The 11,875-nt window shown below is 31.1% G+C and carries 9 protein-coding genes, 2 tRNA genes and 2 rRNA genes; 5 read left to right on the forward strand and 8 right to left on the reverse strand.

Translation table 4 applies throughout. The features are described 5' to 3' along the window. Positions 1–17 precede the first annotated feature (17 nt). From T329_RS0100205 to T329_RS0100220, 4 genes are all read left to right on the forward strand, one after another. Positions 18–1,844: a M3 family oligoendopeptidase gene (locus T329_RS0100205; RefSeq protein ID WP_029608438.1), complete on the forward strand. Its 1,827-nt coding sequence runs from the start codon at positions 18–20 to the stop codon at positions 1,842–1,844. A 12-nt stretch (positions 1,845–1,856) separates the two neighbouring features. Beyond that, a complete protein-coding gene (locus tag T329_RS0100210; protein ID WP_029608439.1) occupies positions 1,857–3,659 on the forward strand; it encodes an ABC transporter ATP-binding protein in 1,803 nt (600 codons plus the stop codon). A gap of 15 nt (positions 3,660–3,674) precedes the next feature. Then, entirely contained in the window at positions 3,675–5,483 is a 1,809-nt protein-coding gene (locus T329_RS0100215; protein WP_029608440.1) for an ABC transporter ATP-binding protein, read from the forward strand. A gap of 121 nt (positions 5,484–5,604) precedes the next feature. Next, positions 5,605–6,477, forward strand: a complete 873-nt coding sequence (locus T329_RS0100220) for a hypothetical protein (protein WP_029608441.1) — start codon at positions 5,605–5,607, stop codon at positions 6,475–6,477. Positions 6,478–6,507: 30 nt separating this feature from the next. Here T329_RS0100220 and T329_RS0100225 read toward each other — a convergent pair whose 3' ends face one another. The 8 genes from T329_RS0100225 to T329_RS0100260 form a co-directional block, all read right to left on the reverse strand. Beyond that, complete coding sequence (locus T329_RS0100225; protein ID WP_029608442.1) at positions 6,508–7,761, reverse strand: DNA cytosine methyltransferase; 1,254 nt, start codon at positions 7,759–7,761, stop codon at positions 6,508–6,510. A gap of 120 nt (positions 7,762–7,881) precedes the next feature. Next, on the reverse strand, positions 7,882–8,712 hold the full coding sequence (locus T329_RS0100230) for an HAD hydrolase family protein (protein ID WP_051630096.1): 831 nt from the start codon (positions 8,710–8,712) through the stop codon (positions 7,882–7,884). A gap of 103 nt (positions 8,713–8,815) precedes the next feature. Beyond that, positions 8,816–8,921: ribosomal RNA gene (rrf, locus tag T329_RS0100235) — 5S ribosomal RNA — on the reverse strand. Between the two features lie 19 nt (positions 8,922–8,940). Further along, on the reverse strand, positions 8,941–9,636 hold the full coding sequence (locus tag T329_RS0100240) for a pseudouridine synthase (RefSeq protein WP_029608444.1): 696 nt from the start codon (positions 9,634–9,636) through the stop codon (positions 8,941–8,943). Further along, positions 9,637–10,254, reverse strand: a complete 618-nt coding sequence (locus T329_RS0100245; RefSeq protein ID WP_029608445.1) for a hypothetical protein — start codon at positions 10,252–10,254, stop codon at positions 9,637–9,639. 74 nt (positions 10,255–10,328) lie between these two features. Continuing rightward, positions 10,329–10,434: ribosomal RNA gene (rrf, locus tag T329_RS0100250) — 5S ribosomal RNA — on the reverse strand. 132 nt (positions 10,435–10,566) lie between these two features. Then, positions 10,567–10,642, reverse strand: a tRNA-Lys gene (locus T329_RS0100255). 22 nt (positions 10,643–10,664) lie between these two features. Continuing rightward, positions 10,665–10,752: transfer RNA gene (locus T329_RS0100260), tRNA-Leu, on the reverse strand. Positions 10,753–10,886: 134 nt separating this feature from the next. Between T329_RS0100260 and T329_RS0100265 the strand changes: the two genes are divergently transcribed. Next, positions 10,887–11,864: a hypothetical protein gene (locus T329_RS0100265; RefSeq protein ID WP_029608446.1), complete on the forward strand. Its 978-nt coding sequence runs from the start codon at positions 10,887–10,889 to the stop codon at positions 11,862–11,864. Positions 11,865–11,875: the final 11 nt, after the last annotated feature.

An 11,875-nucleotide genomic window follows, 5' to 3' on the forward strand; every position in this document is an offset into this window, starting at 1 on the left:
TATTTTTTGGAGGTATTATGAAGCAATATAAAAACATAAATGAAGTAGATAAGAAGTACCTTTTTGATTTAGATTGCTTGCTGGAAGGCAAAAGCATTGACGAATTATTCGTTGAGTATGAAAACAAATCACAATACCTTATTGACAATAAAGACGCTAAATACGAAACCATTGAAAACTATTTGAACTATCTTGAATATATGCGTGAGTATGGGATTTTAAGCAATAGAATTAGCAATTACATTTCAAACTCGTCAAATCGTGAATTAACTAATTCTACTTTTAGTGAGTTAAACAATCGCTGAGAAGTGTTGAATCAAAAAATATCTGAGCAATTAGGCTCAGAACTAGTACGTTTTTTCAAACATATTGACAAAATGAAGCAATGAATCAATGATGAAAGATTGGCTTCGCATCGTAAAAATTTGCAAGCACTAATTGATGATTATGAACACAAACTAGATGATAATGTTGAAGAATACATTGTTCAGCAAGCCTTAGCTAATCCTTCATATGAAAGCGTGTTTAACCTAATTACCGATGCAGAATTAGATTATGGTTACCCAACGGACAGCAAGGGCAAAAAACACAAACTTTCGCCAGCAGTAAGAATTAAATTCATGAAATCTGATGATGCACAATTGCGTAAAAACACTGCCATTTTATACAATAAAGCCCATTTAAAACACAAATCTTCACTAGCTAATTTGTTATTTCAACACTTCAACACTTTGGCAATTGAAGCCAAAACTCGTAAATACACTTCAACAGTGCAAATGTTAACTTATTCAGATAGAGTTAATGATGAGCTATTGCAATCGTTGTTTAGTAAAGTTTCTAACCTTAAGCATACAATCAAGAAAAGAAGCGATTGATTCAAGAAATTTTACTTTGCTAAATTTAAAGAAAAATGCAATCCCAAATACGATTCATACCGTGAATTGGTTAAAGTTAAATCAACATATACAGTTGACGAAGCTAAAGAGCTAGTTTTTAAAGCGCTTGAACCTTTTGGCAACGAATATTCACAAATTGTGCGTAAAGCACTTGATGAAAATTGAATTGACTTTATGACAATAGATAACAAAATGTCGGGAGCTTATTCAATAGATTCAACCTACGGTCTTGACAAAAAGTACATTCTAATGAACTTTGATGGTGATTTAGGTTCTGTAGAAACCTTAGCACACGAATTGGGTCACTCAATGCATTCATACTTTAGTGACAAAAACAATGAAATTCACAATGCTTCATATCCAATATTTTTAGCTGAAATTGCTTCAATTTTCAATGAATTAATGCTATATGATCATTTATTGAAAACTTCAAATAATGACCTGTTTAAATTCAAAATTATTGACTCAATGATTGATGGTTTTATAGGTACAGTTTATAGACAAGTTGTTTGAGCTAACTATGAATATGATCTGTATAAAGCTGTAGAAAATGGGCAAGTAGGTCCTAGCTATGATGCTATTGCCAAAATTTACTATGATAGCACCGCTAAATACCAAACAAAATTGCCTAAATTTGACAAAAATAAACAAATTAGTGCAGTTACCGTGCCACATTATTACTATGGCTTTTATATGTATAAATACGCTATCGGACAACTTGTAGCAAACTTTTTCTTTGCTAGCTATAAACTAAAAGGAAAAGAATTTTTAGATAGCTATATCAATAACTTTTTATCAGCTGGAGATAGAGATTGACCGCTAAACACACTTAAATCAGTAGGTGTTGACTTAACAGATGACAATTTCTACAAAGTCGGATTTAGCTACTTTGAAGACCTGGTGAATCAATACATTCAGCTAGGCAAAAAAATATTTAAAATCAAATAATTAAGGAGGGGTATGTTTAAACTTTTTAACATTTTGCCGCGCAAAATTAAACTTAAATTTTTACTAGCTTCCATAATGGTTTTTGTAACCGTTATTATAGGTTTATTTTTGCCTAACTTTGTATCTCAATTTATCAAATTAATTTTCACCGATAAGCAATACCACGACATCGAAATCGTTAAAGGTTTTGTTTTATTCAAAAACGCTCAGCGTGACTACATTAAAAACGCGTTGATTATCATTATTTCAGTTCAAACCATTATCACATCAATATTAACCTTTGTTTATACGTGAATATTTGTGTGGGCTGCTGAAAGTGCATCCTATTTCTATAGACTAAAACTATATGAAAAAGTAAACGCACTAAGTCTAAAAAACATTGCCGATCTTAAACCTGAATCAATTATGACTAAAATTTCTAATGACGTTGCGGTCTTTTGAGAATTTTTAGTTTCGGGTCTAAGAGTTGTAATTAAAGGTTTAATCATGATTATTGGTGGGGCTGTAATTGCCTTCATGGTCAATGTGTACATGGCTTTGGTGGTTGTTCCAGTTATTCCTACATTGCTATTATTAGTTGGGGTGCTTTCTAAATTTGTAAGCCCAATTATTGCCAAAACACAGGTTCAAGTTGAAGAAGTAACCAAAGATATTGATGAAAATATTAAAGGTTCTTTAACTATCAAAACATTCAATCTTGAAAATATTAGAAACGAGCAGTTTAAGCAAACTAACTCATTGTGATACAAATTTAACTTAAAATTCAACACAATTATTTCGCTTTTCCAACCCCTTTTCTTCTTGATCAACAACTTCATTGTTATTGGTATTTACATGTTTACTCGTCAACAAGTTATTAGTAAAGTCGCCACTGATCAAACTGTTGTTGAAATGAATATTTTTATTGAATATTTATGATTAATTGCTTTTGGTATTTTGCTAGTTACTGGATTTTTACAATTCTTTATTCGGGCTAAAGTATCGGCAAAAAGAATTTGAGAAGTGTTCCAAATTCAACCAGATAAATTATTTGTTCAAGATGGCTTGAACCTTATTGACAAAGACAAAAATATTGATGAACAAAGCTTTGATCTTTCAATTAAAAACTTGAACTTTAAATACTATAAAGACAATCCTAACTACTCATTAACCAACATCAACTTAGATGTTCCATATGGTTCAACTCTTGGAATTATTGGCCTTTTTGCTTCTGGTAAATCAACATTAGTTTCGTTGCTTCTAAACAACTACGTATACGAAGAAGGTTCAATCAAGATTGCCAATAAAGAAATAAAAGAAGTAAATACTGAAGATTTATTGAAAGTAGTTGGAATTGTATACCAGGACCCAATGCTTTTTGGTGGAACAATTCGTTCAAATATGCTTTGATCTAAACCAGACGCAACCGATGAAGAAATCAATTTTGCGTTGCAAAATGCCTGTGCTTATGATTTTGTTTACAAACTAAGCGACAACATTGATCACCCTATTGTTCAAGGTGCAACTAACCTATCAGGTGGCCAAAAACAAAGACTTTCAATTGCGCGTACATTATTAAGAAAACCAAAAATTTTAATTCTTGATGACTCAACCAGTGCACTTGACAACATAACAACCAGAAAAGTTATTGAAAATATCAAGAAAAATTACCAATGTACAACAATTTTAATTTCACAAAAAATTGGTGCGTTAAAAAATAGTGATCAAATTGCCGTTATGGAAGCTGGAAAAATTACAGCTGTAGGTAAACACAACGATCTTGTTCAAAACTGCGAGTTTTATGCGCAAATTCACAACTCACAATTGGAGTTATAGAAAGGAGGCTAATATATGACACAAAAACAAAAATACGGTTCTACTTTTGGAATCATTAGATTAGTTCGCAAATACTCTGAAAAATCTATTTGACTTTTTATCGCGGGTATATTAACCACTATTATTAACTCTATAGCCTACATTGGCGGTGTGGTTTTAGGGGCTGTTGTTGCTACCAAAACATTCACTCCTGAAGCGTTTAAAAATCCAGATCAAAATTTTAATGATAACTTCTTCATTTTAATGATTTGTTTGATGATCGCTTCATTCTTGATTTATTCAATCTTTAGATTCCTAGAATTTAGAATTTACATGATTTTAGGTTATTCAACAGCCAATAACATGCGTAAGATTGCAATGCAAAAATTACTAAAAATGCCTGTTTCTTTCTATGATAATGAACAAGCTGGTGATTTAATTTCAATTTTAGTTAACGACGTAAACAACGTATCAAACGCGTTGAGCCAAATATTAGTCCAAGGGCTTTCAAATATTGCTCACGTTATTATTACGACTACATTTATGTTTTTATACAGCGTCAACATTACGCTAATTGTGTTTGGAATCACAATGATTCTTTTCTCTGGCGGCTTTGTTATGATTAAGTTAGCTCGTCCATACGTTTCAAAAGTGTGAAAAGATTTTGGTGATTTAAATGCCTATGTTGAAGAAGGCATCAAAAACATGAAAATTACCAAAACTTTTGGTAGACAAAAAGAATCAACTGAAAAATTCCAAAAAATAGCTCACAACATTTATAAACACGCTTTCGTGGCCGATTTATACACACAAATGTTTATTCCTTGATTTATTATGTCAACAAACATTATTGTGTTAGTAGCCGCTGCGTTTGCTTTGATTTTTAAAAACAATAACTGGCCTTTAATTAGTGTTTTTGTGAGCACTCCTGATATTGGATTTATTCTAGCCTTTATCGGCTTTATTCACAACATCACAGGTGCGTTGCAAACTGTAATTATGACTGTATTTGGCTCACAAAACGGGGTTATTTCAGCCGTTAGAGTTCAAAAAATTGCTGATTTAATTGAGCCTGATCTTTCACACGAAACTATTGATATCAAAGACGTTAAAGGCCACATTAAATTTAGCAATGTATGATTTAGATATGATCAAAGCAAAGATGCATGACAATTAAAAGACGCTAGCTTTGAAGCCTTACCAGGCCAAAGCATTGCACTTGTAGGACCTACTGGTGCTGGCAAAACTACTGTCATTAATTTATTAAGCAAGTTTTATGATTATGAAAAAGGTTCTATCACTATTGATGGTAATGAACTAAAAAACATCACTAAAAACTCATTAAACAATTCAATGGCTACAGTTTTACAAGATTCATTCCTATTTAAAACCAATGTATATAACAACATTAAAATGGGTAATGATCACGCAAGTGAACATGAGGTTTATGCCGCTACAAAACTTGTATCTGCACATAACGCCATTTTAAGACTAGAAAAAGGTTACCAAACACCATTAGAAAACAATGACAACTTGCTTTCAAAAGGTGAAAAACAATTGCTTTCAATTGCTAGAGCTGTTTTAGGTAACAAAAAAATACTAATTTTGGACGAAGCAACGTCAAATATTGATACTAATACTGAAAAAATAATTCAAGATGCCTTAGCTAACTCAATTATGAAAAATAAAACAAGTATTGTAATTGCCCACCGTTTAAGCACCATTAAAAACGCTGATTTAATTCTTTTTGTTGAAGATGGTAAAATCGTTGAACGCGGAACACACCAAAGCCTATTGGAATTAGGTGGCAGATACGCTGCTTTATACAAATCTCAATTTGCTTAGACTACCAAAATAACGGTAAAAAAGCCGTTATTTTTATTATTTTTTCCATTTAATATTCCTATAGTAGATATCAAATGTAATATTAATTAGATATAATTTTATAACAACGACAAGGAGAAAAATGGATAATATAGAAATTTTTATGTACATTTTTATGTATAAATTAGAGCAATATCTTATAAATAAAAAAGCAGATATAATTAATTTAGCATTTCAAATTGACGAAGCTAACACCGATAGATCTCTAAAAGAGTTTTTGAAATACACAATTGAAAACGAATTTCATAACATTCTAGGAAACATTAATGACCTTAGCATTAATGTTAATGGTGTAAACTACAACTTATCAAATTTTAATGTGCAAATAATAAGGGTTATTTTACCGGAAGAAATCGACATTGACTTAAAGAAAAAATTGAGAAATAATAAAAATAATTCTGTGTATACTGATCCCGACATATGTCTTGAGATAGTTATAGCAGGAGAAATTTATTATCAAACAGTTGAATTGAAATCTACAAAAAATAATTCCATCCCAGGGTCTAGTGTTCAGCAAATTAAGCCAACCGAATGAGTTATTTTTGTAAAACATTCAGGTGAAAACATTGAAATATCTACTGGAATGTACGTTAATTCAATTAATTCTAAAATGCAATTTCCAGACAGAAGCCCAAGGCCACAAGTTTCTTTTAACGAGTTAAATAAATGAAATAAGAAAAACCGAAAACTAATCGGTTCAACTCTATATTATAATAATGATGAAAATGAGGTGGAAAAATATGCATTTATCACTGATTGACAGTCTTTTTTGAGCGACAAATGGTTGCAGATGTTGATAAAATCTACAAAAATAAAACCAAACGAACCTTGATTTAACAATAATATGAGAAAATTTATCATTAAGTTTTTAGAGTATTATGATTCGTTAAGTAATTATGACAAAGAAGAGCTTAAAAAAGATATTGAAGAATTAATAACTGAGGATACATACTAACTTTACGTTTTAAGTTTTAATATTATCAAACTACTCAGAGTCGTCATTAAAATATTTATTTCATTTAGCCGTCAAGTTCATTGCGATATTATAAGCTAACAGGCAAGGAACTGCATTACCAATAATTTTGTAAGCGGAACTAGCGCTAACACTTACTAGATCGGTAGTTTTAGGTAAAATGAACTGGTACTCATCAGGAAATGTCTGCAGACGAGCACACTCTCTTACGGATAATCTTCGTTCTTTTAAACCGGCAGAAAGCTCATCAATATTTCTCCCACCGTTTTTTAATTCAAGCCTTCTATATTCAATGTTTCCATGATGTTCAGACCTTATGGTTGGTGCCACATTATCTAGGTTAATTTCATTATTGCCTTGTCCTTTTGATAATTTTGCTCTAGAATATTTTGATTGAGAAGGATCGGTTGTTGTATCTGGTTCATCCAACCTTATAAAAGCATCTCTTGATCTCATAAAGTCGGACAAATTATCGCCATTGGCGCTATAGTTATGAGTTGGGGTGGGGTAGGGATCATAATCAGAAATAATATACTCTTTTTGCAACTCTAATAATGCGGTTGGTTTTAATGCACTTTTCTTAAAACCGAAGAAAAAAACTCTTTCTCTAGATTGAGGTACACCGAAATTTGCAGCTTGCAATACTCTAGCGGGGATTACGATATACTCCTCACCCGAAGCTATGGAAAAATCTTTTTCTATTTTTTCTTTTGCTTGTTTTAAGCTAACCAATCCCTTAACATTTTCGGCGATAAACATTTTTGGTTTAACAATTCCTATAACTTCCTTCATTCACAAATATAATGTGCCTCTATTTTCGGTTTTTGTATCAAAGTCATTAGACTTATTGTGTCCTTTTTTGGAATTGAAACCTTCTCTATTTCCCGCTAGAGAAAAATCTTGACATGGAAACCCCCCAGTAACTAGATCAATATTTTCTGGGAATATAGAATTTCCACTTTTATGGTACTTAACTAAGTCAACAATACTTTCTGTTCTATAAAGATCGTCATTAATTTTTCTTTTTTTTGAAAAATAATTTAGTCAAGCGGTTTTGGCATCTAATCTTATATCATTAGCAAAAACTGTAATAAACCCAGTCTTTTTAAGTTTTACAAAGTCTCCATAATCTTCACTAATTCAGCTTTTATTTATTGCTTTGTTAATTGATTTGCTTAAGCACGTAAAATCTCCCTCGATACCTATGTCCATCCCGCCACAGCCACTAAACAGTGAAAGCACCTTTTTTTCATTAATAAAACTCATATTACCTCGCCTCGATGTCTATTAGTTATTAAATTTTAACTTAATATAGTCAAATACTATACCGATTATAATCCATAAAAAATATAACATTTCAATAAAGCACAATAGCTATAAATATAGCTATTTTTTAATATTTGTTTTTGAATGCACAAGATATTTATAAATGCCACCATTTTTGTTTTTTGGTGCTATTTCATCAGCAATTTCTTTTAATTCCTTGGTAGCATTACCCATTGCTACCAATTTACCAACATATCCTTTCAAACACGCATCTGAGTTGGAATCACCGATATGTACGCTATTTGAAAGATCAATTCCTTTTAAAGATGCATATTCTTGTGCTGCTTTGGCCTTATTTGTTTTAATGTCAGTAATTTCAATTACATAATTATTACTTGCAGTGGTTGCGCTTAATGTATTTGGATACGTATCTAATAATTTTTGAGCAGTTTTACGAGAAAAAAAGTTAGTTTTAAATAAAAATGAAATCTTTGTTATGCCTTTATGGTTATCCAGACTAAACTTGTTAGCATGTTGAATGGTTTTCATTCACTTAGAAACGGTCATTTTTGCTAACTTAACACTGAAATTACTACGTAAATAAGCGTGCTCGCCATCGTTGTCATATACTACAAATGTTAGTTTGCGTGAATTAGCAAAATTAACAATATTTTGCACACTTTTGGCTTCAATTGGAATAAAAGAGGCAAGTTTATGATTAATATATATTTCAGCTCCTGAAGAACAAATAATATCGTCTATACGCAACAGTTTAATTGTTTGTTTAACCCTATAATCTGAGTATGAACGCCCTGTTGATAAAACTACATTGGCAAAATTTTTCATAATCAAAATTGCGCTTTGATTACGCAAAGAAACGCGGTAAATTCCGCGTGTATCAAATAAAGTTCCGTCAAGATCAATGAAGTAAGTAGGTTTAGTAAATTTCATAGATAATAATTATAGATTAATTTATATTTTTGCAAATATTAGCGGTCTAAACATCACATAAATAACATGCTTTTTTTATACCCTCTTTGAAAAAAGGGTATAAAAAAAGCAGCTCCCTATTTTCCCATCTCTGGTATCGTCGGCACTACAAGGCTTAACTACTGAGTTCGGAATGGTATCAGGTGATCCCTTGCGCTATAACCACTGACAATATAATACTACATAATTTTAAAAGTCAAAGAAATTTTTTAATTTTTTTATTTGATCATTTTCTAGCTTAATTTTTTCGCCTAATGCAAGATCATTTGGCAACATTAAATCGCCAAAACTTATTCTTTTTAAGTATGTTACATTATAGCCAAAAAATTTTAGCATTTGCTTAACTTGGTGAAATTTGCCCTCGTAAATAGTTAATAAGCAAGTTTTAGATGTTAAAAATTTAAATTCATAATCTTTTACAACATGTCCACTAATTGGAATTGGATCATTTCAGCTTAAAATTTTCTCATTAAATTCAAAGTCCACTTCCACATAATATTGCTTAGGAACGTGATTTTTGGGTTTAAGTACTCAGTTAGATCATTTTCCATTATTTGTAATTAAAAGTAAGCCTTCGGTGTCTTTATCTAATCTGCCAACAGAAAAATATTTATTTGGATCTAAATTTAAGATATCAAAAATTGTAGGTTCGTTGGCATCAAAATTAGCACAAATATATCCTGCAGGCTTATTAAATAAATACACACTATATAATTCGTATTTTATTAAGTTTTGAACAATATAAACCTTATCAACATCTGGATCAATATTTACTACTTTTGTAACTGTAATTCCGTTGATTTGGACACGACCTTTTTTAACCAAAGAGTGTATTTGGCTGCGTGAATATTCACTTGCGTGAGCTAAATATTTATCAATTCGCATTTAATAATCTACTTCTTGGGCTTGCTCAATATCTATTTGAGTATATTTTTTAGCTTTAAAATCGCGTAAGAATTTAACTACTTTAACATATTGCGATTTAGGAAAAGCTAAAAAAACATTTTGCAATGAGTGAGCAAAATAACTTTCGTATGCTTTGGTGATTTTATGATTTGGATTAATCTTCATTTGGCGTTTAGTTTGCACCAGCGAATATTCTAATTCATTAGCATTATTAACTCTAAATGGTAAGAATAAAGTTTGCACAAATGTATCCTTATCTTGCAGTCTAAAACTTGATCATTCTCCACCTAAATAAACTAAAAAATTATTTTTGAAAAATTCTTGGTTAAATACTTTTGAAAGTTTTAATTGCTCAATATCAGCTGGGACTTCATCTTCATCAGCATCAACGGTAGCAAAATTACGATATATCATAAAACTATCATATACAACATTAGCTTGCAAATCTTTATCCAATAATAAAGCTTTAGATTTATCGCTAGCATAATTATAAAAATCTAGATAAGTATAAACTTTTGGTTTGGCAGAAGTATTGCTGCAAGCAACCATGCTTAGGGGCGCTAAAAGTAATGGTGAAGTTAAAATTAATTTTTTCATTATTTCTCCTAATCGCATAAATTGTATCAAAAAACCAGCATAACATGCTGGTTGCGGTGCCAAAAAGGCATAAAAAAAAGCAGCTCCCTATTTTCCCATCTCTGGTATCGTCGGCACTACAAGGCTTAACTACTGAGTTCGGAATGGTATCAGGTGATCCCTTGCGCTATAACCACTGACAATATAATACTACAATTTTTGGAATGGCAAAATAAAAAAATAAATTTTTTTTAATATTTTTTATTTAGCGCCTTAAAGCATAAAAATTTAATAAAAAAACAAGCTAATGCTTGTTTGGCCACTTAAATGAAATGGTACGCCCTAGAGGATTCGAACCTCTGACCCAATGGTTAAAAGCCATTTGCTCTACCTGCTGAGCTAAGGGCGCATTTGTAGGTTTTTCAACCATATGGTACCCAGAACTGGACTTGAACCAGCACGGAGTTAACCTCCGAGGGATTTTAAGTCCCTTGCGTCTACCTATTCCGCCACCTGGGCAACTCAAAATTGCTATTTAATTATAGAACTTTTTTAGAAATAGAAAAATATTTTTTATTTTTTTTATAAGCCTTTTAATTAGCACTATTATTGTACCACTCAATAAAAAAGAATATAATTAAAAAGAGGTATTTATGAAGAAAATAAACTTATTTTTAATCTCGTCAGGTATTTTAACACTACCACTAGTTGTTTTATCGTCATCATGTAATGATAATAATAAAATCGACACTACAAATAAAAATGGTGATGCAGACAAAACCACATCGCATAATAAGGGCGAAAATAGCACCAAAATTAATAATGATTCTGAAAATAATGAAAAAGACAAAAACACGACAATTCAAAATAAAACAGATGAAGGCAAAACAAAAAATGATGCTACAAAACCTAATTCGCCTAAAAGCGACAACGATAATGGTTCGGTAGTAAATAATCAAGATGAAAATCCTTCTAGTAATCCAAGCACTGATACTGGTTCGCAGTCAGAACCTTCATCGGACAATACCAATGCAAATAATGACAGTTCTATAAACGAAACTGGCGCAAGTGAGCAAAAACACTATTTAGAATGAAGCGAATTAAGTGAATTGCAAAAAAGCGCATTAGAAATAGTTCAAAATGATATGCAAAACGTATTAAATTTTGATTTTAATATTGATTTTAGCTCGGTGCATAAAAATAGCCTAAACCAAGATCTGCACAAACATATAACCAAAGTAAAATTTGAAGTTTTATCTAGCAACCACGGATATGGTGGCGAAAAAGAATTAGCAATTAAAGCTAATAACAATGTAGATAAAGTAGTTTTTTATAAAGAAATCAATAAAATCGACAAACATCCTGATCAAGAAAATAAATATGTTACATCGCTAACCTATTTTGTCTATGATTTGTATACAAAGGATGGTTTTAGTGTCAAAGCTTATAACCCTAAAACTCGTAGGGATGAAAATGTTGATTTGAGCAATGTAAGAATTAGAATTAACAAGGCTTTTTTCTTTAACGAGTCTAACGTGGTTAACACTTCTATGAGCGAAGAAGAGTTTATGCAATATAACGATAATCTAAGATATAAAGAACTTGAAATTGAAAGATCATTTATGCGTTAGCATAATGATTT

This window comes from Mycoplasma simbae ATCC 49888 (assembly GCF_000702705.1).
Taxonomy (GTDB): domain Bacteria; phylum Bacillota_I; class Bacilli_A; order Mycoplasmatales; family Metamycoplasmataceae; genus Mycoplasmopsis; species Mycoplasmopsis simbae.